Source organism: Acetobacterium paludosum (assembly GCF_008086595.1).
Lineage (GTDB): Bacteria > Bacillota > Clostridia > Eubacteriales > Eubacteriaceae > Acetobacterium > Acetobacterium paludosum.
In genome coordinates this window covers 22,327-46,146 of the sequence record NZ_RXYA01000005.1, presented here as the reverse complement: position 1 = coordinate 46,146, position 23,820 = coordinate 22,327, and the positions used below count along the sequence as shown (strand labels likewise).

General features: G+C 39.4%; 26 protein-coding genes. 23 read left to right on the top strand and 3 right to left on the bottom strand.

The features are described from left to right. The first annotated feature begins 31 nt into the window (after nucleotides 1–31). From FZC41_RS17255 to FZC41_RS06540, 5 genes are all read left to right on the top strand, one after another. The gene (locus tag FZC41_RS17255) at nucleotides 32–169 is read left to right on the top strand and encodes a hypothetical protein (RefSeq protein WP_170253885.1); all 138 of its coding nucleotides are present in this window, start codon (nucleotides 32–34) and stop codon (nucleotides 167–169) included. Between the two features lie 359 nt (nucleotides 170–528). Beyond that, complete coding sequence (locus tag FZC41_RS06555) at nucleotides 529–909, top strand: hypothetical protein (protein WP_148566605.1); 381 nt, start codon at nucleotides 529–531, stop codon at nucleotides 907–909. 66 nt (nucleotides 910–975) lie between these two features. Then, a complete protein-coding gene (locus FZC41_RS06550; protein ID WP_148566604.1) occupies nucleotides 976–1,125 on the top strand; it encodes a terminase gpP N-terminus-related DNA-binding protein in 150 nt (49 codons plus the stop codon). Beyond that, a complete protein-coding gene (locus tag FZC41_RS06545; protein WP_148566603.1) occupies nucleotides 1,107–1,676 on the top strand; it encodes a terminase small subunit in 570 nt (189 codons plus the stop codon). The genes FZC41_RS06550 and FZC41_RS06545 overlap by 19 nt, the downstream gene beginning before the upstream one ends. Before the next feature lie 340 nt (nucleotides 1,677–2,016). Next, nucleotides 2,017–3,546 (top strand): LA2681 family HEPN domain-containing protein, encoded by a 1,530-nt coding sequence (locus tag FZC41_RS06540; protein WP_148566602.1) that lies wholly within the window; start codon nucleotides 2,017–2,019, stop codon nucleotides 3,544–3,546. Nucleotides 3,547–4,042: 496 nt separating this feature from the next. Here the strand turns inward: FZC41_RS06540 and FZC41_RS06535 are convergent, their stop codons facing one another. Beyond that, on the bottom strand, nucleotides 4,043–5,413 hold the full coding sequence (locus tag FZC41_RS06535) for a PhoH family protein (protein WP_148566601.1): 1,371 nt from the start codon (nucleotides 5,411–5,413) through the stop codon (nucleotides 4,043–4,045). A 532-nt stretch (nucleotides 5,414–5,945) separates the two neighbouring features. Here FZC41_RS06535 and trpE point away from each other — a divergent pair. The 17 genes from trpE to FZC41_RS06450 all read left to right on the top strand — a co-directional run bounded on the left by trpE (nucleotide 5,946) and on the right by FZC41_RS06450 (nucleotide 21,342). Beyond that, nucleotides 5,946–7,409, top strand: coding sequence for an anthranilate synthase component I (trpE, locus tag FZC41_RS06530; RefSeq protein ID WP_148566600.1), 1,464 nt, complete (start codon nucleotides 5,946–5,948; stop codon nucleotides 7,407–7,409). Then, entirely contained in the window at nucleotides 7,409–7,993 is a 585-nt protein-coding gene (locus FZC41_RS06525) for an anthranilate synthase component II (protein WP_148566766.1), read from the top strand. The genes trpE and FZC41_RS06525 overlap by 1 nt, the downstream gene beginning before the upstream one ends. Beyond that, complete coding sequence (gene trpD, locus FZC41_RS06520) at nucleotides 7,986–9,014, top strand: anthranilate phosphoribosyltransferase (RefSeq protein WP_148566599.1); 1,029 nt, start codon at nucleotides 7,986–7,988, stop codon at nucleotides 9,012–9,014. Before FZC41_RS06525 ends, trpD begins: the two co-directional genes overlap by 8 nt. Further along, complete coding sequence (gene trpC / locus FZC41_RS06515) at nucleotides 9,011–9,784, top strand: indole-3-glycerol phosphate synthase TrpC (protein WP_148566598.1); 774 nt, start codon at nucleotides 9,011–9,013, stop codon at nucleotides 9,782–9,784. The genes trpD and trpC overlap by 4 nt, the downstream gene beginning before the upstream one ends. Before the next feature lie 31 nt (nucleotides 9,785–9,815). Beyond that, nucleotides 9,816–10,424 carry a phosphoribosylanthranilate isomerase gene (locus FZC41_RS06510; RefSeq protein ID WP_148566597.1) on the top strand — a complete coding sequence of 203 codons (609 nt, stop codon included), beginning with the start codon at nucleotides 9,816–9,818 and terminating at the stop codon, nucleotides 10,422–10,424. Continuing rightward, nucleotides 10,421–11,605: a tryptophan synthase subunit beta gene (trpB, locus tag FZC41_RS06505; RefSeq protein ID WP_148566596.1), complete on the top strand. Its 1,185-nt coding sequence runs from the start codon at nucleotides 10,421–10,423 to the stop codon at nucleotides 11,603–11,605. Before FZC41_RS06510 ends, trpB begins: the two co-directional genes overlap by 4 nt. Further along, on the top strand, nucleotides 11,598–12,383 hold the full coding sequence (trpA, locus tag FZC41_RS06500; RefSeq protein WP_148566595.1) for a tryptophan synthase subunit alpha: 786 nt from the start codon (nucleotides 11,598–11,600) through the stop codon (nucleotides 12,381–12,383). The genes trpB and trpA overlap by 8 nt, the downstream gene beginning before the upstream one ends. A gap of 144 nt (nucleotides 12,384–12,527) precedes the next feature. Further along, nucleotides 12,528–13,523, top strand: a complete 996-nt coding sequence (gene dhaK, locus FZC41_RS06495; RefSeq protein WP_148566594.1) for a dihydroxyacetone kinase subunit DhaK — start codon at nucleotides 12,528–12,530, stop codon at nucleotides 13,521–13,523. Nucleotides 13,524–13,577: 54 nt separating this feature from the next. Next, the gene (gene dhaL, locus FZC41_RS06490; RefSeq protein WP_148566593.1) at nucleotides 13,578–14,216 is read left to right on the top strand and encodes a dihydroxyacetone kinase subunit DhaL; all 639 of its coding nucleotides are present in this window, start codon (nucleotides 13,578–13,580) and stop codon (nucleotides 14,214–14,216) included. A gap of 3 nt (nucleotides 14,217–14,219) precedes the next feature. After that, the gene (gene dhaM / locus FZC41_RS06485) at nucleotides 14,220–14,603 is read left to right on the top strand and encodes a dihydroxyacetone kinase phosphoryl donor subunit DhaM (protein WP_148566592.1); all 384 of its coding nucleotides are present in this window, start codon (nucleotides 14,220–14,222) and stop codon (nucleotides 14,601–14,603) included. A gap of 284 nt (nucleotides 14,604–14,887) precedes the next feature. Continuing rightward, entirely contained in the window at nucleotides 14,888–16,177 is a 1,290-nt protein-coding gene (locus tag FZC41_RS06480; protein ID WP_148566591.1) for a serine/threonine protein kinase, read from the top strand. A gap of 53 nt (nucleotides 16,178–16,230) precedes the next feature. Further along, nucleotides 16,231–16,962, top strand: coding sequence for a vWA domain-containing protein (locus tag FZC41_RS06475; RefSeq protein WP_148566590.1), 732 nt, complete (start codon nucleotides 16,231–16,233; stop codon nucleotides 16,960–16,962). Nucleotides 16,963–16,996: 34 nt separating this feature from the next. Next, nucleotides 16,997–17,971 carry a protein phosphatase 2C domain-containing protein gene (locus tag FZC41_RS06470; protein ID WP_148566589.1) on the top strand — a complete coding sequence of 325 codons (975 nt, stop codon included), beginning with the start codon at nucleotides 16,997–16,999 and terminating at the stop codon, nucleotides 17,969–17,971. 38 nt (nucleotides 17,972–18,009) lie between these two features. Beyond that, nucleotides 18,010–19,686 (top strand): RCC1 domain-containing protein, encoded by a 1,677-nt coding sequence (locus FZC41_RS06465; RefSeq protein ID WP_148566588.1) that lies wholly within the window; start codon nucleotides 18,010–18,012, stop codon nucleotides 19,684–19,686. A gap of 310 nt (nucleotides 19,687–19,996) precedes the next feature. Next, on the top strand, nucleotides 19,997–20,269 hold the full coding sequence (locus FZC41_RS06460) for a late competence development ComFB family protein (protein WP_148566587.1): 273 nt from the start codon (nucleotides 19,997–19,999) through the stop codon (nucleotides 20,267–20,269). A gap of 131 nt (nucleotides 20,270–20,400) precedes the next feature. Next, nucleotides 20,401–20,925 (top strand): O-acetyl-ADP-ribose deacetylase, encoded by a 525-nt coding sequence (locus tag FZC41_RS06455; RefSeq protein ID WP_148566586.1) that lies wholly within the window; start codon nucleotides 20,401–20,403, stop codon nucleotides 20,923–20,925. Between the two features lie 135 nt (nucleotides 20,926–21,060). Beyond that, entirely contained in the window at nucleotides 21,061–21,342 is a 282-nt protein-coding gene (locus tag FZC41_RS06450) for a GNAT family N-acetyltransferase (protein WP_170253882.1), read from the top strand. A gap of 128 nt (nucleotides 21,343–21,470) precedes the next feature. On the opposite strand, the gene FZC41_RS06445 is transcribed toward FZC41_RS06450, so the two are convergent. Together FZC41_RS06445 and FZC41_RS06440 are read right to left on the bottom strand one after the other, a co-directional pair. After that, nucleotides 21,471–22,070: a hypothetical protein gene (locus tag FZC41_RS06445; protein WP_148566584.1), complete on the bottom strand. Its 600-nt coding sequence runs from the start codon at nucleotides 22,068–22,070 to the stop codon at nucleotides 21,471–21,473. A 106-nt stretch (nucleotides 22,071–22,176) separates the two neighbouring features. Then, entirely contained in the window at nucleotides 22,177–22,443 is a 267-nt protein-coding gene (locus tag FZC41_RS06440; protein WP_148566583.1) for a hypothetical protein, read from the bottom strand. A 247-nt stretch (nucleotides 22,444–22,690) separates the two neighbouring features. Between FZC41_RS06440 and FZC41_RS06435 the strand changes: the two genes are divergently transcribed. Further along, the gene (locus FZC41_RS06435; protein WP_148566582.1) at nucleotides 22,691–23,545 is read left to right on the top strand and encodes a pirin family protein; all 855 of its coding nucleotides are present in this window, start codon (nucleotides 22,691–22,693) and stop codon (nucleotides 23,543–23,545) included. Nucleotides 23,546–23,820: the final 275 nt, after the last annotated feature.

Genomic DNA, 23,820 nt, shown 5'->3' with positions numbered 1-23,820 from the left:
GTTTTTTTTAATGCCAAAAAAGGGGATAATAATGATAGATAATAAATGTGACCGAAATGAATATGAACATTACCGAGACGGTGAGTGCCTCGATAAGCGAACCCTAAAGGACCAATATAAAGCTACTGGGTGTTTGATCTGCCAAGGGTGTAATCAGGAAGATCCATAAAGAGATAATCACGCTTTGCAACCGGTGCGCTGATGTGATTCTGGAGGATGAGCGCCAAACAATCAAACGGGCTGATCCAAAACAGAAGATTATGGAACCATGCCTGGTTTGCGGTTACAAAGGGTTTGATTATGTGGTTGAGGATAGGGAAATAAAACAGAACGAATGATTTTAATTTAAAATGTGGAAGCTGCTGAATTGAACAACATTTTGTTGCAATTAGACTCATAAAGTTTATAATTAAAGAAAAATGTGTAAGGTGTAAATAAATGGTGGATCTAAATGAGATTGAATATTCGCAACTGTATGATGTAAAAAAGTGTTCATATTCAAGTATTAATTGTAAAAGGTATTTACAATTGGAATTATCAAAATTAAGGAATGAACGTTTAGAATTAAACAGAAGACTTGATGAATTAAAAGAAATTAGCAGTGCAAAAGACAATATGATTTGGGCTCTGATTGGCTTATTGCTAGGTTTGTTTGCAAGTTCTAGGATAAGCATCTTAAATGGAACTTTGAACTTCATTTTAAGTCTATTGGGTCTTGGTCTTTTATTATTGATCATGATTTTTGTTACGGGTAAAATTATAGATTTACTCTTTAAGAAAAGAGAAAAGAAGAATGAAGAAGAAATAAGCACAATAATTAAAAAAATTAACTTTATTAACTTATCAGAGATTGTAATCTCTGACAGAATTATGGTATTGATTTTACATTCAGAGCAAAGTCAAATGTAGCAGTATTAAGGCACCCGCAGGTGTCTTTTTCTATGCACAAAATCAACGGATGAGAGGTGGTGAGAGTTGCCAAGAGCACCCAATGAACAAATTAAAAAAGCAAAAGAATTATTTGATCAAGGCAAAAAAATGGTGGATATTGCTGCTACTCTTGGAATCCCTGAAGGCACCATCCGAAGTTGGAAAAAGCGGTATAAATGGGATGCAACGTTGTAAACAAAAATGCAAATAAACGCGTCAAAGCAAAAGCCTCTACTCCTGAGGTTGAATCAGTTATAGAAAACCCTGATTTAACCGATGAACAGCGGCTTTTCTGCTTGTATTATAGCAAGTCATTCAATGCATCAAGGAGCTACCAAAAAGCCTATGGATGTGACTACGAATCGGCTATGGCAAATGGTTGCAGGATGCTAAGAAATGATAAGGTAAAGGATGAAATCATGAACCTTAAGCAAGAGCGCAATGTTCGGTCCTTCATCAGTGAAGAAGATATCTTTCAGTATTGGGACATTGCTTTTTCAGACATTACAGACTTTCTTTCATTTGGCCGAAGGGAAGTTCCTGTGATGGGTGCATTTGGTCCAGTGAAGGTTAAGGACGACGATGGCAAAGAAATACAACTCACGAAAGAAATTAACGTCGTGGAATTCAGAGAGTCACCGGAAGTAGATGGATCCATTCTTACTGAGGTTAAACAGGGAAAGGATGCAATTATTGATGGATCAAATGATAGCAAGATAGGCATTAATGAGTATCGCTTAGATTAGGCCAGCTGCTGGCAGAACGCGGGGCTTAGGTAATTTTTACCAGGACAACAGACGATCATGTATATTTATCTGATAGGCCAACGATCGCCAATAACGCCGGAGCGGATATCATCGAGGCAAGTTTTGCCAGCTCGCCGGCTGACTGTGTGCTGTTCAATAATGGCGGGGCAGAGTTGGAAGCGCTGGGGATTCTGGACGGAATTCTTGCTTATTTTGGATAGAGTAATTTTTTGACCGCCTTAGGGTGGTCTTTTTTTATTTGGATTTATTTTAAACAAAAATAAACAAAAGACAATGTGATATAATGAATTAATTAAAAAAATGATGGGGTGATTGTTGCATGGAAATTAACATTCGTTTATTAAAAAGAATCGATAGCGAAAAAAGAAATAAAAATGTTGGCGGTTTAAAAAAAATAATTAGTGAATTGGAAAATGTAGATGCTGAAAATTTAAAGAACAAGAAAAAAATTATACTATATTATGCATTAGAATGTACATATTCTTTTTTGTCTGAATACAACAAAGAAGACGACTTTTATGATAAAAGGATAAACAATTTCCGAAAATCGATAAAAGTAATAGAATCACTAGGCTCATATAAAATTGATAGAGATATGAATCATCAAATTTGTCATATTTATTTAAAATATGCAAATATTTTAGATAATTGCGGAAGAAGTAACTTAGCGATTGAATATTATCAAAAGATATTAGAATTAGATTCTCGCAACGTGAATGCAAAGTTAGATTATGCAGTTTGCTTATGCCAATATACTTGGACAATGACAGTAGTATCTAAAAATATTGAAGCAATTAAATATTTCGCAGCTAAATTATTTATGGAAGCGTTTGAAATGGCAAAGTTTTCAACTATTAAAGAAGGAAACATAAAATACTATACAGAAGGATATAATAAACTAATAGATAAAAAAATTAGGGATATGAAGTTGGATGAAATAGAAACGAGACTCATCCAAGCAATAATTTTATTTGATCATATTACAAATAATTCTAATGCGGAATATGTATATCGCAAATGGGTGAGCGAAAACTGTCTTTTTTTACACCCACTTAATGAAATAACTACTAGAACAAAAGAATTTTCTGAGGATCTCTGTTTTGATATTTTACATTTTAAAAGTATGGTGAAGTTAGATGAATTAAATCCATTTTATAGAGAAATATTTAATGAAATGAAACAAACATTCATTTATTGTCGTTTGCTTATGTATGAAGTAATAACTGAAGAACTTGTTGATCCACATTACGGTGATCTCAATACATTTATATTTTCAGAAGATACAAATATAAAGTATTCAATTAAAATGGAAAAACTTAAAAATGTCTTTCGATTGGCCTATTCAGTTTATGACAAGATTGCATTTTTTATCAATGTATATTTTGAGTTAAACATGGCAGAAAAAAGAGTTTCAATAAAATCTATTTGGAAACCAATTAGAGAAAAATTAAATTCTGTAAGCAGATCGCCATTATTGCATGGCCCTTCAGATAATAGAGGATTAAATGGTTTGTATTGGAATAGCAGAGATGTGCATAATATAAATGATGATAATGAAGACCCAGTTGATTTGGAACTTGCTGATGCAGATCACACTAGGAATTGTTTGGAACATAGACATGTGAGCATTGTGAATAAAGTACTTCCAAATAGCAATGATCAGAATAAGATCTATTATATATCGGAAGAAGAGTTAAAACAAAAGTCTATGCGAATGTTAAAGCTTTTAAGAGAAGCTTTAATATGCCTTTGTTCTGCTGTTAATTTAGAAGAGGATAAAAGAAAAGATAATTATAAAGATAATGATATTGTTAATGTATCTGTCTATAAAGATGAATGGAAAATATAGAATTAGTTAATTATTAATATTGACATTATAGATAAAAAGAAACAGATCAAAGTCAAAACAATTAAAATATACTTCGCAATACCTAGCGATCGTGAATTCAATGGTAAATCATATTTGATCACTGAGATCTTTAATGAAGAACTCAATGTTGTTTTTCCGCTCGGTGGGATTGGAACAAAATACACGATCTTTATAAATAAGAAGGAAGCAGCAATTTATAAAGACAAGCACATTTTGAAATGGCACGTGTATCGGAATGGTACCGGTTAGGGTGCTATTGACATTTTTGTGAAATAGTGTAGAATTATAGATGTTATATGCGATTGCTAATATGCGAATCGCACGAGAAGGTGCCCAGATCTAGCACCTTCTTTTTTTTATTGACCTCAATACAGAACAGATGTACTGTTAAACGAACGTTCTACTTGTGAGGTGATCCGTATGAAACTGAAACATATAATTCAAGCCTTATCAATAAGAGGAAAACAGTTATTTTCTACATTCTTTGGGCGGCATCAAAAGCTAATGGTGAACGCAGACATTCATCAGTGAACATCGTCAGTTGGAAACAAAGAGGACTTCCCTTCATTTTTTCTGATGCATAGCTTAATCCGTTTGTCTTTTCATCTAACAAAGGATGGTCGATTTGCATTGGATCTCCAAGTAGAACGACTTTCGTACCCTTTCCAACCCGCGTGATAATACCTTTTACTTGTTTTGGAGTCAGATTTTGAGCTTCGTCGATTATTAAAAAAGTATGTGTAATGGATCGACCTCGGATAAAATTCATTGCCTCCGCGGTGATAATACCACGCTCAAAAAGCTCATCTATTTTGTGATGGGTTTCAACTTCATTTTGATATCGGGATTTATCATTACGGTCCATTAGAACTTCCAGATTATCAATGATTGGGCGTAATAAAGGGGCTATTTTTTCCTGCTCATTTCCAGGCAAAAAACCAATTTCTTCATCAAATTGGACATTGGGCCGCGTGATTAAAATTTTTCGATAACCTTTTAAATCGGGGTCTAGTGTTTGATGCAACCCTGCGGCAAGGGAATAAAAAGTTTTAGCCGTTCCGGCAGGACCTTTTATGATCACTAAAGGTGCAGTATCAGCATCTTGCATTAATGCTTCCTGCAAAAAGCGTTGCCCCACATTTTTAGGCTTTACTCCAAAAGGTTCAATATCTAAACTTTTTAGTGAGACAATCTTTTTCCCGTTAAATCGTCCGAGTAATGTTTTTCTATCTTTTGTATCAGATTGAATAATAAAAAACTGATTATATTCGGGCGTAATGTAAGATTTAGTATTCTGGTCATTTAGAATATAGATGTTTTCGGGAAGAATTCCTTTTTTCTTAAAATCTTCCATGTCATCATCGGATGCAAACACTTTCATGCGTCCGGTATATTGTTCCTCAAAGAGGGGGGATTGTTCAGCAAAAAAATCTTCAGTAGGAATATTAAGCATTTGAGATTTTAATCGAACGACAATGTCTTTGGTAACAAGTGTGACTGGCTCACCTTGATCGATCAGACCTTTGCATACCTTTAAAATTCGATTGTCAATCGAATTGCCTTGAAAGCTATAGGGAAGCTCCACTGAAGCAAAATTTGCTTCGATTTTAAGCGTGCCACCGGTTTTAAGTTCGACACCCTCAAAAAGATTACCAAGTTTTCTTAATTGTTCTAAAAATCGAATAGACTGTCTTGAGTTGGAACCACGTTCGCCATCATCGTTTTTAAGTTTGTCTAAATCTTCCAGCACGGCGATGGGAAGGACAATTTTGTTATCTTCAAATGATAACAATGCATTAGGTGATTGAATCAAAACATTGGTATCCAGCACATATGTTTTTTGCATAAAAACCTCCATAAAATTTATTTTATGTTTTTTAGTTTCAACTAGATTTTAACCTAAAAAAAGAATTAAAATGTTTTGATCATGTTAAATTTAATAGTATTATGCGTTTTTTGTTAAAATAACTTAATGATTGCTTTATCAAAGAAAAAGCAATTGACAAAAGAAGGAAAATCAATTAAGCTTTAACTAATTTAATAAATCTTCAAACCGTTGACGTGGAGATAACGGTGTATCGTGCAGTTACAGAGAGCGAGGAAGGCTGAGAGCCTCGCACAACGCAGATCATCAAATGGACCACTGAGGGCGTAGTCAAAGGAAACTGATTTTTCTGTTTTCTGAGTATTCTACGACGTGACGCATACGTAAGTTGCGAGGAATATGATAGTATTCTGCAGAGTGTACAGGGATTTTCTCTGTAAATGAAGGTGGTATCGCGGGCTGAATTTTTTGCGCTCGTCCTTGATTAATTTTATTTAATCAAGGACGAGCGCTTTTTTATTACCAATTTTTATTTAAAAGAAAGGATAAAGATATGATTAAACCATCCATGGAAGACGCCAGAAAATATTGTGAAACCTACCAGAGCATTCCCATCAGTTTGGAATTGTTTTCGGATATTAAAACACCCATTGAGGTGCTTAAATGCTTAAAATCGACCAGTAAGAAATGCTATTTGCTGGAGAGTGTAGAAGGGGGCGAAAAATGGGGGCGCTATTCATTTTTAGGATTTGATCCCACCTTATCTGTTACTTGCTTAAACGGGGAAGTAACAATAAAAAACGGCAGGGTTAAAGACGGAGTTAGAGATAATCCTTTGGAAGTGCTTAGAAAAATCATTGCGGAATGGAAAAGTCCGAAGCTGGATTTCTTACCGAATTTCACTGGCGGTTTTGTGGGTTATGTCTCATATGACTTTGTCAAGTATACCGAAAGAAATCTGACGCTTGAAAATAACAATGCTGAAGGTTTTGATGATTTAGAACTGATGCTTTTTGATAAAGTCATTGCCTATGATCACTTGCGGCAAAAGATGGTGATCATCGTTAATATTAAAACGGATGATTTTGAAAAAAATTATATCGATGGGGTCGTCAAACTCATGGAAATAGAATCCCTGATCAAGAATTGCAGCAGTACGGAAAAATTTTCAGGAAGAGTGACATCCGATTTTTCTTATCTTTTCTCCAAAGACACTTACTGCAATATGGTGGAAAAGACGAAGGAACATATTTACCAGGGAGATATCTTTCAAGCGGTGATTTCCAACCGGATGGAGGCCGAGTTTGAAGGAGATTTGCTGTCAACCTATCGGGTGCTGCGAACCATCAATCCCTCACCTTATATGTTTTACATCGACTTTGACGAAATCCAAATTGCCGGAGCTTCGCCGGAGACGCTGGTATCACTGAAAAACGCAAAGCTTTCTACCTTCCCGATTGCTGGTTCCTGCCCAAGGGGCGCGACACCAAATGAAGATGAAGCTTTTATTGCGGAACTTCTTAAGGATGAAAAGGAATTGAGTGAACACAATATGCTTGTGGACCTGGGACGAAACGACCTGGGAAAGGTTAGTGAATTTGGAACGGTTGTTGTTGAGGAATACAAACAGGTGGTGAAATATTCGCACATTACCCATATTGCCTCGACCGTGACGGGAATTTTAAAAGAGCACCTGGATCAGCTGGATGCGTTGTCAGCGGTACTACCGGCGGGAACCCTGTCAGGGGCTCCCAAAAAAAGAGCCATGGAAATCATCAATGAACTGGAAGGCGAAAAACGCGGCGTGTATGGCGGTGCCGTCGGGTATATCGATTTTTCCGGAAACATGGATATGTGCATTGCCATTCGGATGGCGGTGAAGAAAAATAATAAAGTCTACGTTTCCGCCGGTGCCGGCATTGTCGCTGACAGCATTCCGGAGAAAGAATTTAATGAGTCACACAATAAAGCGAGAGCGATGTTTGAAGCGCTTGAACGGGCCCAGGAGGTTGAATGATGATATTACTTATTGACAATTACGACAGTTTTTCCTATAACCTTTATCAATATGTGGGGGTCATCAATCCGGATATCCGAGTGATTAAAAATGACGAACTCAGTTTGGAAGAAATCGCTGAATTAAAGCCGGATCATATTATTATTTCGCCTGGACCGGGAAGACCAGCGGATGCCGGTATCTGTGAGCGGGTGATTGATTGTTTTAAAGATAAAACGCCGATCCTCGGGGTATGCCTTGGGCATCAGGCCATTTGTGAAGTGTTTGGCGGAGAAATTACCTATGCCAAAACATTGATGCATGGCAAGCAAAGCCGGGTTCATATTAACAATGAAAACGCCATTTTCAAGGGATTGACAGCAACGATTGAAGCCGGACGGTATCATTCCCTGGGGGCGGAGCGAAACACCCTTCCGGAAGAGTTGCTGATTATTGCAGAAGATGATGAAGGGGAAGTCATGGCAGTGAAGCACCGGGATTATGAGGTGTACGGGATTCAGTTCCACCCAGAATCGATTTTAACGGAAAACGGAAATAAAATGATTGAAAATTTTTTAAAGATAGGGAGCGAAGATAATGATTAAATCAGCAATTTACGATGTTGTTAATGGGAATGATTTATCCCTGGAGCAAACAAAAGCAGTGATGAATCAGATTATGAGTGGGGAAGCGACCAATGCCCAGATGGGATCCTTTCTAACGGCTTTACGCCAAAAAGGCGAAACCATTGATGAAATCACCGGCTGTGCCATGGTTATGCAGGATAAATGCAAAAAAATCCACCCGAAAACCGATGTTCTGGATATCGTGGGAACCGGCGGCGACGAGGTTGGGACTTTCAACATTTCCACGATTTCATCCTTTGTTATCGCCGCTGGCGGAGTACCGGTTGCGAAACATGGAAATCGCAGTGTTTCCAGCAAATGCGGAAGTGCCGATGTATTGGAAGCGCTGGGAGTAAACATTGCCTTGTCGGCGGAAGAAAGTGAAAAAATCCTGAATGAGTTGGGAATCTGTTTCATGTTCGCACCCACCTACCACACATCCATGAAGTATGCAGCGCCAGTGAGAAAAGAACTGGGAATACGGACGATCTTTAATATTTTAGGACCGCTGGCCAATCCGGCCGGAGCCAACCTGCAGCTGCTGGGGGTTTATGATGAAAATCTGGTGGAACCCTTAGCCAACGTCCTTAATAACCTTCATGTGAAGCACGGTATGGTAGTTCACGGACACGACGGATTGGATGAAATCACCTTGTCGGAGGCCACCACCATTTGTGAAATAGCTGAAGGGAAAATAAAGTCTTTCGTTATTACACCGGAACAGTTCGGTTTGAAACGATGTGAGCTATCCGAACTGATTGGCGGGGATCAAGACGAAAATGCCGTCATAGCCCGGAATATCCTAAATGGAAAAAAAGGTCCGCAACGGGATGTCGTGGTCCTAAACTCGGCATTTTGTCTCTATCTGTCTCAAGACAACAGGAGCCTTCAGGATTGTGTCGAATTAGCGGAAGAACTGATTGATTCCGGTAAGGCTAAAGAAAAGTTAGAAGCCTTTATTAAACGGACCAATGAAGTTGCAGTTGAGGTTGTTGCATGATTCTGGACCGCATTGTTGAATCCACCAAAAAACGGGTCTCGGCATTAAAGAAAACGACGTCGCTACAAACACTAAAAGAACAGGCGAAAATATCGGATCATCCCTTTATTTTTGAAAAAGCCTTGTCGAATGACGGGATCGCCTTTATCTGTGAAGTGAAAAAAGCCTCGCCATCAAAAGGGGTGATTGCCGAGGATTTTCCCTATGTGAACATTGCCAGAGAATATGAAGCCGCCGGAGCCAATGCCATTTCGGTTTTAACCGAGCCAGAATTTTTTCAGGGATCCAACGACTATCTGACAGAAATCAAGAAAAACGTGAGTATCCCATTGCTGAGAAAAGATTTTATCATTGATGAAATTCAGATTTATGAAGCCAGTCTCATTGGGGCGGATGCGATTTTACTGATTTGTTCCATACTGACGGATGACCAGGTGAAGCGTTATTTTCAAATTGCTGATGCCTTGGGCTTATCCGTTTTGGTAGAAGCCCATGATGAAGAGGAAATTAAGAGGGCATTAAATGCCGGCGGACGAATGATCGGGGTGAACAACCGAAATTTAAAGAATTTTGAAGTGGATATCAACAACAGCATTCGGCTGCGAAAACTGGTACCGCCGGAAATCCGCTTTGTGTCTGAAAGTGGAATAAAGACAGCAGAAGATATCATAAAACTACAAGAGAATGGAACAGATGCGGTATTAATTGGTGAAACTCTGATGAAAAGTGGGGATAAGAAGAAAGAGCTGAATAAACTCAAAGGCTTGTAATGGTTCTAAATAAATCAGCGGAAGGTATGAGATGACTAAAATAAAGATTTGCGGGCTATCCCGACTGGAAGACATTGATGCAGTCAATGAAGCCATGCCGGATTATATTGGATTTGTTTTCGCAAAAAGCCGGCGGCAGGTGGATGGAGAAAAAGCTAAAGTTTTGAAAGCTGCTCTGGACCCGACTATCAAAGCGGTGGGTGTCTTTGTAAACCAGTCAATAAAAGAGATAATAGAATTATCCAATGCTGGGGTGATTGATGTGATTCAGCTTCATGGCGATGAGGATGATGAGACCATTATTACCTTAAAACAGGCGGTATCGCTTCCAATCATCAAAGCCATGCGAATTGCAGACAGGATGGATATTAAAGAAACCAGTGGAGACTTTCGTTTATTTGATACCTATGACGCCAATCAGTATGGCGGATCGGGAGAATGTTTCAACTGGGGATTGATTGCCGATATTAAAGAGGACTTCTTTTTAGCGGGAGGTCTTAATATCGATAACGTTAAAGAAGCGATTAATCAAGTGAACCCCTATGGCGTGGATATCAGCAGCGGGGTTGAAACGGACGGAAAAAAAGATCGTGATAAAATCATAAAGATTATAGAAATAATAAGGAGAATGAATCAATGAGCAAAGGAAAATACGGGGTTCACGGGGGACAGTACATTCCTGAGACCCTGATGAATGCAATCATCGAACTGGAAGCAGCCTATGAACACTATAAAAATGATAAAGATTTTCAAGATGAACTCACAGAGTTGCTGAATGAATATGCCGGACGACCATCCCGGCTGTATTATGCAAAAAAAATGACGGAAGATTTAGGCGGAGCAAAAATCTATTTAAAAAGAGAAGATTTAAACCATACCGGATCTCATAAAATAAACAACGTATTAGGCCAGGCTTTGTTGGCTAAGAAAATGGGGAAAACACGTCTCATTGCTGAAACAGGAGCAGGACAGCATGGCGTGGCGACGGCTACCGCTGCCGCGCTGATGGGATTTGAATGCGAGATCTTTATGGGAAAAGAAGATACCGACCGGCAGGCCCTTAATGTTTTTAGAATGGAATTGCTGGGAGCCCGGGTACATGTGGTGACGTCGGGAACCATGACCCTTAAAGATGCGGTTAATGAAACGATGAGGGAGTGGACGAAACGGGTTGAAGATACCCATTATGTTCTCGGTTCGGTGATGGGACCGCACCCCTTTCCTGAAATGGTTCGGGATTTTCAAAGTGTGATCAGTAAAGAAGCCCGGCAGCAGATTCTTGAAAAAGAGGGAAAGCTGCCCAATGTCGTGATTGCCTGCGTCGGCGGTGGCAGTAATGCCATGGGTGCCTTCTATAATTTTATACCGGATAAAGAGGTTAAACTGATTGGCTGTGAAGCTGCCGGCAAAGGTGTCGATACCGCTCTTACCGCAGCGACGATTGCCAAGGGCAGTCTGGGAATATTCCATGGCATGAAGTCCTATTTCTGTCAGGATGAGTTCGGCCAAATCGCGCCGGTGTATTCCATCTCTGCCGGTTTGGATTATCCTGGTATTGGTCCTGAACATGCCAACCTTCATGATACAAAACGGGCCGAGTATGTCGCTATCACAGATGATGAAGCGGTAAATGCTTTTGAATATCTTTCAAAAACCGAGGGAATTATCCCGGCCATTGAATCGGCTCATGCCATTGCTTATGCCATGGTATTGGCGCCAAAAATGAAAAAGGATGAAATTATTATTGTCAATGTATCCGGTCGGGGCGACAAAGATGTGGCAGCTATTGCACGATATAAGGGGGAAAATATCTATGAGTAATTTACAAGCGAATAAAATATCGAAAATATTTAAAGACAATAAAGCCTTTATTGCTTTTCTTACCGCTGGAGATCCGTCTTTGGACAAAACCGAAGAATTTATTTTAGCAATAGAAAAAGCCGGGGCAGATCTGGTGGAGATTGGAATTCCATTCTCTGATCCCATTGCCGAAGGACCGGTTATTCAAGAAGCCAATGAACGGGCCCTGAGCGTGGGTACCACAACCGATAAAATTTTTATGATGGTAAGACGGGTGCGACAGAAAACAGCGATTCCGCTGGTCTTCTTAACCTATATCAATCCCATTTTTGTTTACGGGATTGATCGCTTTTTTAAAGCCTGTCAGGAATCAGGAATTAACGGGATTATCATTCCCGATCTGCCTTTTGAAGAAAAAGGAGAGGTTTTAGACGTTGCGAAAACCTATGGCGTGGATGTGATTACCTTGATTGCGCCAACCTCAAAAGACCGGATTCAGACACTGGCGAAGGAAGCCACCGGGTTTATTTACCTTGTTTCTTCAATGGGAGTTACCGGAGTGAGAAGCGAAATAAAAACAGACTTGAAGAGCATGATTGACGATATTCGGCAGGTTTCTGATACGCCGGTTGCCGTGGGATTTGGAATTTCAGATCCGGATCAGGCTAAAGCAATCGCGAAGATAGCTAATGGCGTGATTGTCGGCAGTGCCATTGTGAAAATCATCGCCGAATACGGAGATAACGCCAGCGATAGTTTATACAATTATGTAAAATCAATGAAGAAAGCCATTTCATAGAACCATTTAACAGGGGTTTATCCTTGAACTGATAATACTTAGGCAAAAAATAACAGTTGATATTGCTTTTTTTATCTGTGAAAAAGGGTAAAACATGTTATAGTATAGTTTAGTATACTAATAATATTTATAGGAGGAAGTCTTATGAAAAAGTTTATTAATGATGTTGAAAACGTTGAAAATGAAATGCTGGAAGGTATCGTTCTAGCTCATCCCGAATATGTGAAACGTCTTGAGGGTTTTGACGTTCTTACTCGTGCAGACAAGAAAATTGGAAAAGTTGCATTAGTGAGTGGCGGCGGAAGCGGACACGAACCAGCTCATGGCGGATATGTTGGAAAAGGCATGTTAGACGCTGCTGTAGCAGGCTCCATATTTACTTCTCCAACACCGGATCAGGTATTTGAAGCGATTAAAGCGGTTGATGCCGGTAAAGGTGTGTTATTAGTAATTAAAAATTATACCGGTGATATCATGAACTTTGAAATGGCAGCTGAGCTTGCTGAAGCAGAAGGTATAAAAGTAGCCAATGTTGTTACAAATGATGATGTTGCTGTTGAAGATAGTCTTTATACAACGGGTCGACGCGGGGTCGCAGGGACCGTATTTGTTCACAAAATTGCAGGAGCAATAGCTGAAGCTGGTGCCAGCCTTGAAGAAGTAAAAGCGATAGCAGAAAAGGTTATTGCAAACGTCAGAACGATGGGCGTGGCACTTAAACCATGTACGGTTCCGGCCGCTGGAAAACCGGGATTTGAATTATCGGAAGACGAAATGGAACTGGGTATCGGGATTCACGGTGAACCGGGAACCGAGAGAAAACCCATTCAGACAGCAGATGTCATTGTCGACTATTTAATGGAAAGAATCTTAAAAGATATGAATCCTCAATCTGGGGAAGAAGTGGCAGTTATGATCAACGGAGCTGGTGCAACCCCACCAATGGAACTATATATTCTTAATCGTCGGGTGCATCAAATTCTGGCTGATAAAGGGATCAAGATATTCAAAACTTTTGTAGGAGATTACATGACTTCCATCGATATGGCTGGGGCATCCATTACGTTGTTAAAACTTGATGGTGAATTAAAAGACTTGCTTATGGCAAAAGCCGATACCATTGGCTTTAAAATGCAATAAAAAGGTTACAAATAATAAGACAAAAGAATAGTTAAGAAGAAACGAGGAAGGTAAATGGCAACAAAGGCAGAAGTACTGGATTTTATCCGGATTTATGCAGATAAAATGGCAGAACATCGACAAGAACTAACCGATTTGGACCAGGCAATCGGAGACGGTGATCATGGGATTAATATGAGCCGTGGCTTTAAGGCGGTGATGGAGAAATTACCTGCAGTTGAAAATAAAAGTATCGATGAGATTCTGAAAACAGTGGGTATGACTCTGGTATCAACCGTCGGAGGTGCTGCTGGCCCTCTTTATGGGACGGCTTTCATGAAAGCCGGTATGTCCACTAAAGGAAAAGAAGAATTGTCCAATGAGGACGTTATCCTGGCATTTGACGAAGCCGTTGGTGGTATCCAATTTAGAGGAAAAGCAGTCAGAGGTGAAAAAACAATCTTAGACAGCATGATCCCCGCGATTGATGCCATCAAAGCCAGTATCAAAGAAGGAAAAACAATGGCAGTAGCACTGGTTGAAGCTGAAAAAGCAGCTTGGAACGGTGTGGAATATACAAAGACGATTATAGCAACAAAAGGAAGAGCAAGTTACTTAGGCGAAAGAAGTATTGGACATCAGGACCCTGGGGCAACCTCTACGGCTTATGCGTTTCAGGCCGCCAACGAAGTCGCTCAAAAGGCAGGTAAATAGATAATGGTAGGAATAGTAGTGGTTTCCCACAGCCAGAAAATTGCTGAAGGAACAGTGGAGCTAGCAAAACAAATGGCGGCGGATGTCAAGATTTCAGCTGCCGGCGGCTTGGAAGACGGCAGCATTGGAACGGATGTATCCAGAATTCTGGCGGGTATTGAAGCTGTTCAAACAGGGGATGGCGTGGTGATTCTAGTCGATCTTGGCAGTGCTGTGATGAGCTCGGAAATGGCCATTGAAATGCTTTCAGACGGCAGCAATGTAAAAATTGTTGACGCACCCATTGTGGAAGGAACGATTTTTGGCGCTGTTCAAGCATCAATCGGAGCATCACTTGAAGAAGTAATAAATGTTCTTGCGGGCACAAAAAGTTACAAAAAGTTTTGAATCTCCAAAAGCATCAAAAAAGCACCCAAATTGGGTGCTTTTTTGATGTGGATGACTAGGCTGAAAATTGAGGAAAGCTTAGGAGAATTAAATGCATTTGAGAAAAATTGATATGATAAAGAAATGATTTTTCCTAAATTAAGCAAGAGCGAAGTTTGATCGGTTACAATAAAGTTTAACCGAATAAAATTGTAGACTTTTGGCCGAGTTAAATCTTATGGTGTAAAGTTAAACGAATAATTAAAAACTAAACGGTCATTATATGGAAACAAGTGACAGGAGGAATGATGAATACTTTTGAAAAAGGAACAAAAATAAAGTTGGAATCTGGTGATAGCGTTGAGGTGGTAAAAAAGCTTGGTGATGGCGGACAGGGGATTGTTTATTTTGTGAATTACAAAAAAAAGCCCTATGCACTCAAGTGGTATTATCCAAATAAATTGAAAAATGCTCAGCAGTTCAAAGAAAATATTGTCAATAATATCAAACAAGGGCCACCCACGGAGGCTTTTATATGGCCGCAGATGATCACTAAAAATCAAGATGACAGTTTTGGCTATCTGATGGACCTCAGACCGGTAGAATATGAAGATTTCTCGAGATTCTTAACGGCAAAAGTCAAGTTCTCAAGTGTATCCGCGGTTGTCAATGCAGCATTAAATATTGTCAATGGATTTAGGGAGCTACACCGCTGCGGCTATAGTTATCAGGATATTAACGATGGGAATTTCTTTATCAATTCGGAAAGCGGCGAGGTTTTAATTTGTGATAATGATAACGTCGCCCAATATGGCGATAATTTAGGAATAGCGGGAAAATGTCGATATATGGCGCCGGAGGTTGTTTTGGGAGAAAAACACCCAAGTGTTCATACGGATCGCTATTCTCTAGCCGTCACTTTGTTTTTATTGCTCTTTGTGTCCCATCCATTGGAAGGCAGCCGAACAACTTGCCCATGTATGACTGAGAGTCTGGAAAAGAAATTCTATGGAAGTGAACCGGTTTTTATTTTTGACCCGGAAAATGACACCAATCGCCCAGTGCGGGGAATCCATAACAATGCCATAAAATTATGGCCGATATATCCGCGATATATTCAGGAGGCCTTTGAGAAATCTTTTGGTGAAGGCCTGAAAAAAGAAAATGCCCGATTGACTGAAACGCAGTGGCAGAAATTATTTCTTCGGCTAAGAGATGAAACCATTACCTGTGGATGTGGATCGGAAGTGTTTGTAGATTCCGAGGCAGACGCCATTCAATGTATGGGATGTGGGAAGACCATCCAAACACCGCTTTTTTTGAAAGTGAAAAATAATCAGGTCGCCCTTTATCCTAAATCCAAACTGTATAAATGTCATACGAATATCGATAGTGACGATTTCAAGGAAGAAATGGGTGAAGTCATTCAGAGTAAATCAAACCCTGGTCTATGGGGGCTTAGAAACAGTTCTAATACCACCTGGTATATGACAACCCCGGATGGAAAACAAAAAGATGTCAGGCCAGGCGGCGTGGTGCAAATTCTTCGGGGAATCATGATCGATTTTGGAAAAAATCGCGGCGAGATTATTTAATTGCCTTGATCAACAAAAAATCGTCCAAAATATAAATTTTAAGGAGTGTAAAAATGGGAATTTATGATGAATTATGTGGGGGGATAGCCAGAAGAACGATGGTTTTATTCTTTCTTGTAGACACATCAGGAAGCATGGCCGGTTCAAAAATCGGAGCGGTTAATGAAGCAATTAATGATATAGTTCCTGAACTTAGAGATATTTCTGATAATAATGCCGATGCGCAGATAAAGATTGCAGTTTTAGAGTTTAACAGTGGCGCTGAGTGGTTATATCCTAACCCTATTGAAGCAGAAAATTTCGAATGGGATTATCTGGATGTCGGAGGCGTCACTGATTTAGGCACCGCTTTTACAATGTTGGATGAAAAACTATCCCGCAATGAATTTATGAGTGATGTTGCCGGGTCTTTTGCTCCTGCCATTTTTCTCATGTCCGATGGACAACCCACAGATCATTATGAAAAGGGACTTGCAAAACTTAAAGAAAATAATTGGTATAAAAATGCCATCAAAGTAGCGGTAGCAATTGGCGACGATGCCGATCAGGATGTGTTAAAGGATTTTACCGGGAATAGTGAGAGTGTCTTAACTGCGCGAAATCCGGAAGCGCTTAAAAAAATGATAACCTTTGTCAGTGTTACAGCATCGAAAATTGGCAGCCAGAGCAGCAGTGTGGAATTTTCAGGAAAATCATCCGCACCCAGTAAGCAGGATGATTTTGTCGAACAGATTCAAGATTTCAATGCGGATATTTTTGATGATGATGCGGAAATCGAATGGTAGCCAATGTTCGTTTTTTGAAAGGGGGTCAGTATAATTGGATGAATTACAAGCGTTTGATCTGTCAGTGATCGGTTATAGTCATATTAAAAAGAGTAAAATATGTCAGGACAGCGCCGTGAGCTTTTATGATAAAGACATGGCGGTGGCGATAGTCTGTGATGGCCATGGGGGAAATAAATACTTTCGCAGTCATCGCGGATCTCAATTTGCGGCGACAATCACGCTTGATTCGATTAAAGCCTTTATGAGCTACGAAAATCAGATTTTGGAAGAGTTAAGAGCCGACCCGGATAAGGTTTTAGGGCAGTTGAAAAAGAATATCATCTCTAACTGGAACAACGCGGTCAATAAAGATGCTGATGAAAACCCCTTTTCGGAAGAAGAACTGATTGCGTTATCCGGCGCCGATCGACTGATATTTGAACATAAATTTGAACTGGAATCTGCTTATGGTACCACCATTATTGCCTTTGTTTTAAGCAAAAACTTTTGTTTTGGGCTGCAAATTGGAGATGGAAAATGTTGTGCCATTTGTGAAAATGGTGAAATTATCCAACCCATACCATGGGATCATAAATGCGTTCTTAATGTGACCACTTCGATATGCAATACTGATGCTTATGCAAACTTTCGGCATTACTATAGTGAATCATTGCCTCTGGCTGTTTTTGTTGGAACGGACGGAATTGATGATTCATTTGCCGGCATCGAGAATCTGTACGATTTTTACAAGAAAATAACCCTTTCCTTTAATTCGTCAGATTTTGAGGCCGCGGTCGCTGAGCTCCAGGAGTTTTTGCCACAGTTATCAGAAAAGGGCAGTGGGGATGACGTTTCCGTCGCCGGTATTTTAAATATCAAGGGAATAAATATAACTGAGGATCTATTTATTTCAAAGAAAAGTGTGCTTTTATCAGAAGAAATAAGTGAAGCTACCGTTGATAGTGCAATGATAGATGCAGCGGTTTCTGAAGAGCTGGATGAAATTGAAGATAAATTAAATGAATGAATGATATGAAAATGGCAGTCATAAGGTAGAGGTGTATTATGAAATGCAGTAAATGCGGGAGAGAATGGAATCCTCCGGAAGGAATTGACGGATCAATCTGTCCGTTTTGCTATTCGAAAATTAACATTAACGTTGGCCATCGTGACAGTCCCAAGCCAAGAGCGATACTGAGGCTGATCAAAAATGAATATGGAACGGAAGTTTTTCTAGAAAAGAAAAGGATGAGAGGTCTCCTGGCGGATTATTTTTCTAAAGATCTCAAGACGAAAAAAATCTTAACCCTAGCTGTGCAAGAAAATATTCCCGAAAAACTTCTGAATTTGAAAAATCTTACGCGTTCAGAAGAAGAATTAAAACTACAGCAGATTATATTCTATTTTAGCTATGAAAACAGCCTGGTAAAAGAAATAGCCTTGGAAGCGGTGCAAACTTATTTGGATGTTTTAGAGGTTTTGGACGAACCGGACTGTCTTACCGAAACGATAGCCGATTTTGCTAATTTACAAGACGATGTTATTAATGACAGCTTGCTAAAAGTAACGTTTGGAGAAATCCCGGCAGTAGAACTGCTATCGGAAGAAAATCTAAAAACAGAGAATGATAGTGAAGAGCTTTTATCAGCAGAGAATTTGATAGAAGAGAAAACACGTACGATTATTAAAGAAAAACCATCAGGTTTTATAAGCGTTGCAGCTGGTTCGGAACATAGTCTCGCCATTGATAAAGATGGCTCGCTGTGGACTTGGGGACGAAATTATTTTGGTCAGCTGGGAGATGGAACAAACAGGGATTCAACCGTTCCGGTTTGCATCATTGCCGGTGATATTGCTGAGCTTTCAGCCATTGCGGACTTTACCTACGCGCTGGGAACCGATGGTTCCCTGTGGGGATGGGGATACAATCAGGAGGGCGAAATAGGGAATGGCACATTAGCAAACAGTGCTTTCCCTATTCGTGTAATTGAGAAGGATGTTGTTCAGGCAGCGGCCGGAAATGCCCATGGCTTAGCCATCAAGACAGATGGTTCCCTATGGGCATGGGGGAACAATCAATATGGTCAGCTGGGAGACCACACAAAGTTTTCCCGAAAGACACCTAAGCGGATCTATCCCGGTGATGTTAAAAAAATTGCCGCTGGATTTGGTCACTCCCTGGCCATCAAAAGTGACGGTTCCTTATGGTCATGGGGAGATAATCAATACGGTCAATTAGGCGATGGTACTGAGATTGATGCCAATCATCCGCAATGCATTATCCTGGATAACGTCGTTGCCATCGCTTCAGGATTTCATCATTGCCTGGCCATCAAAAGTGACGGCTCTTTATGGAACTGGGGGTATAATCAATTTGGACAATTGGGGGACGGCACAGAACTTAATGGGAATAAACCAAGCTGTATTATTTCCGATGGCGTCGTAAAAATTGCTGCCGGTTTCCATCATTCATTGGCGATCAAAAATGATGGTTCATTGTGGACATGGGGATATAATAAATTTGGTCAACTTGGCGATGGCACACAAATAAATCGGAACCGCCCCCAATGCGTTTTATCTGCCGATGTCGTTGATATCGCTGGAGGAGGACTGCATTCCTTAGCGGTGAAAGAGGATGGCTCGTTATGGGCCTGGGGTTATAACGGCGATGGAGAACTGGGGGAAGGAACCACCAATGATGTGATAATCCCCAAGTGTGTTGCAAAGCCAATTATTAAATAATGGCTACAAATTATAGATATAGTTTAAAACTAAGTTCTGGAGATAATTGCAACACCATTTATCCCCAGACTAGAGAAAATTAAGAACAAAAGCAGAGTGAGGTTTGTCAGCCATTCAAGGACATTGCATACGAGAAACTGCGTTAGTAATGTGAATGAAAATGATTGAAAATAAATAATATAAAGAGTATACTTTAAATAAAAAGCTGAATTTTTGTAAAAAACATTTATCTGTATTATCAATAAAGTAATCGGTTAACTGTGAAATTTGGTTGTTTGGAACAAAAAAAATCAATATTGGAGGGAAAGAAATGTTAAAAAATTACATGGAAAATACTGTCGATGCTTTTTTACCCCATCTTATTGCTAATTATCCCGATATATGTAAATGTGAAAGATGTATTGAAGACATCAAAGCAATTGCTTTGAACAACCTAAAGCCTGCTTATTATGTAACGCAAGAAGGATTGCTTTATTCGAAAGTTGATGAAATGACAACCCAATATAAGGCAGATCTTACCAGTGAGTTGACTAAAGCAATCGATATTGTAAGCCAGAATCCGAGACATAACAAATTAATCTAATTTAGTATTAACAAGATCGTGAAAAGTTATTAATCGATGTGATCTTGTTGCTGATGCCGCTTAAACCCGATTAGATTGTTTTTGTTGAGCAGTTTTATTTGTGAGTTAATATTAAACAAGGGTGTGTAAGTATGAAACTGGAAATTAAATTGGGCGATATTACAAAAGTAAAAGCAGATGCGATCGTAAATGCGGCAAACAATTCTCTTTTAGGGGGAGGGGGCGTGGATGGCGCCATTCATCGTATTGCGGGGCCGGAACTGCTTGCAGAATGCCGTAGTCTGGGTGGATGTGAAACAGGGAAGGCCAAGATAACAAAGGGCTATAATTTGCCTGCAGATTATGTGATCCATACCGTGGGTCCGGTTTGGCAGGGAGGAAACCACCAAGAGATCGAACTTTTGGCAAGCTGCTATGTAAATAGTCTGACTTTGGCTGAAGAATATCACTGCAAACAAGTGGCGTTTCCTTCTATCAGCACCGGTATATATCATTTTCCCATTGAAAAGGCGGCCGAAATTGCAGTGTCAGCCATCTTAAACTATGGGGAAAATCATCCGAAAATTCAGTTAGTTGAAATGATATGTTTTGATGAAACAACAAAAAAACACTTTGACCAGGCATTGAAAAAATATTTAAATGGTACTAGACAGTGAAAATCTTCCATAAAGGGAGAAATAATTTCCTACCAAGTTATAAGAAGGCCGATCAGAGGTTTTGTTTGACGAAAAAAGGGGTAGAAAAAATATTGAGTATATTTAAAATAAGCCAATAAAAAAATGGGGGATATTATGGAAACCATTCATGAAGGAAAGAATAAGTTTTATATCGGTGCGGATGAGGACGACCCAATAGCTCAGGTAAACTTTTCGCTTGAGAATGAGAATAAAATTGTAATTGAGCATGTTTATGTTTCCAGAGAATTGAGGGAACAGGGGATTGGGAAAATATTGGTTGAAAAGATGGTAGATTATGCAAGAGAAGAACATAAAAAAATAACTTCACGCTGTTCCTATGCAGATGAAATACTCACAAAAAATAAAGAATATGCAGACATTTATGAGCAACAATGATAGTTTAGTGACGACATATTCTTTATGCAGTTAGGTTATTTGATCCGAAATCGGACGAGAGCTCTGCGAAAAGTCAGTGTAATAACTGTGATTATTGTTTGAAAGGATTAGCTCACGAAGTTATTCATTTATTCTGCTTCGTTCCAATTATCAAAACCTTCCATGACTTTGTCATAGGTTTTTTGAGAGATGTCTGGAAGTTCTCCGCCAAAAGATTTTTTGGCCTGATTGTAACCATCAATAAAGGCATTTTTCAATGTCTCGATTTTGCTTTTATCTCCGCCGGATACGGCTTTTGCAAAATCAACGATCCGTTCAGCTGTCTTATCGACACCCCAGTAACCATCTTCCGAAATCCCTTCCTGAGCGGATGCCTGCGTGCCAGCATCCACGGTGAAGGAGATATCCTTACCTTCACTTAAAGATTTAATGGCATCATTAACCTTTAAACCCTGCTTTTCAAGCATTACAGCAACCATTTTTTTGAATGCGGCAGTGTTTTTAGAAAAATCTGCCTTGATTTCACTTAGCTTTTTTTGATCGATTGTGTAGGTTCCGATATCTGTCTCTGTGTTTGTGCCAAGTTCGACGGTATCCGTGCGTGCGTCCACTGATGCGACTTTTTCGACAGCCTGCACAGCTTTTTTTGCATCGGCATTTTGCGTGATGCCTTTTGTCTGATTTGTCTGAGTCAGCAGTTTACTGGTATCAATTGAATTGCTATTCATAATATCCTCCTTGAATAAATTGAGATTCTGTTTTTAAATATCGTACGGTACTCTTGTTATAAAAGATATCGACATAATTGCGGCAATACTTGAGTAATCGAGATAATTATATTTGTTTTATTGGTATAAGGCCTCTGATTGTTTCAACAGGTTGTTTAATTTGCAGTTCACTTTTGTTTTGGTCAGATTTGACATTAATATCAGCGGATATGTTCGCAATGGAAACAGGTTCCTTTTTTTCGTTGGCCATGCTTTGCAGGTAGTAAGAGAAGCACTCCGTGATCAGGGCTGTCTCTTTGATTTCGTTTCTGGTGCTTGATTTGAAGTTTAATAATTGCTTGGCACTTTTTTTTATGTCGTCAAGGTATTTCATTATGAATAAACCTCCTTATTTTGTTTGAACGGTTCAATTTTACATTTGATTTACTAAACGATGCTCTGATTATATTATCGCCATGGGCTAATATAACTTTAGAAAAAATAGAAAGACAGGCGAAACAATTAAGAAAAACGTAATGATAGAAACGAAACATTATGTTAAAAATAATGCAAATAGGGTACAATTCAGCTATTAATCACATTGAAATATCTGTATGAAATTTAAGAAAGAAGGTTTTGCTATGAAGGAAAGAAAGGTTACGCAGGTAATTAGAGGGACTGATGCAATCGATGGTGCCGGTGTTCATTTAAGCCGAGTATTATCCCGGCCCCATGTAAAAGATTTTGACCCGTTTTTAATGTTGGATTCTTTTGATTCTGAAAACCCGGAGGATTATATCAAGGGATTTCCGATGCATCCTCACCGTGGGATTGAAACCGTGACTTATTTGATACAGGGCAGCATCATTCATGAAGACAGCTTGGGGAATAAGGGTGTTATTGAATCCGGCTGCTCACAGTGGATGACGGCAGGAAGTGGGATTATGCATCAGGAAATGCCTCAACCTGCAAAAAAAATGCTGGGTTTTCAATTGTGGCTTAATCTCCCTCAAGTGGAAAAAATGACTGAACCGAAATATTTTGAAATCCGAAAAGAAGATATTCCGATTGTCCAAGGAGATGGGTTCAGTGTGAGTATTGTGTCTGGAGAATTTCAAGGAACGAAGGGCGTTAAATCGCATCATATCCAGGCCATGATCTTAGATGCAACGGTTGAGGCCAAATGTGAAATTAGAATTCCCACACCGAAGGGAGAAACGGTATTTGTTTTTCTGCTTGAAGGAGAAGGGCAAGTTGCAGAAGAGATCTATCATGAAAAATCAGCAATCCTTTTTGATGATGGTGATTTTGTGAAAGTAAGGGCAACAGAAAAAGCTCTGCACTTTGTGCTGTTCTCAGCACCTCCAATAAAAGAATCGATTGCCTGGGGTGGCCCCATTGTTATGAATACTGAGGAAGAATTAAGACAGGCATTTGCGGATTTGGAAGATGGCGCATTTATAAAAGAGTCGCCTAAACTCTCGAAAATGAAATAATCTTTAATCAAGACAAGGCGCATCGCTGCTTGAATTAAAATGTGTGTTTCAGAGAAGAATGATAGAAAAATTAAGGAGGCTGTGTATGGATTTTGTGCTTGAAAAGGCGGGTTTTAAACTGGAAGGCGTTTTAAAAAAGAGTGTTTGTAAACATGACGAGATTTTTGACTCATGTATATATGTACTCTTAAAAAAATAATTTGAGAACTGAATAGAACTTGCAAGATAAATTAAGAACCCATTCTTTATGCATTGTTATGCCAAAGCATGTCAAT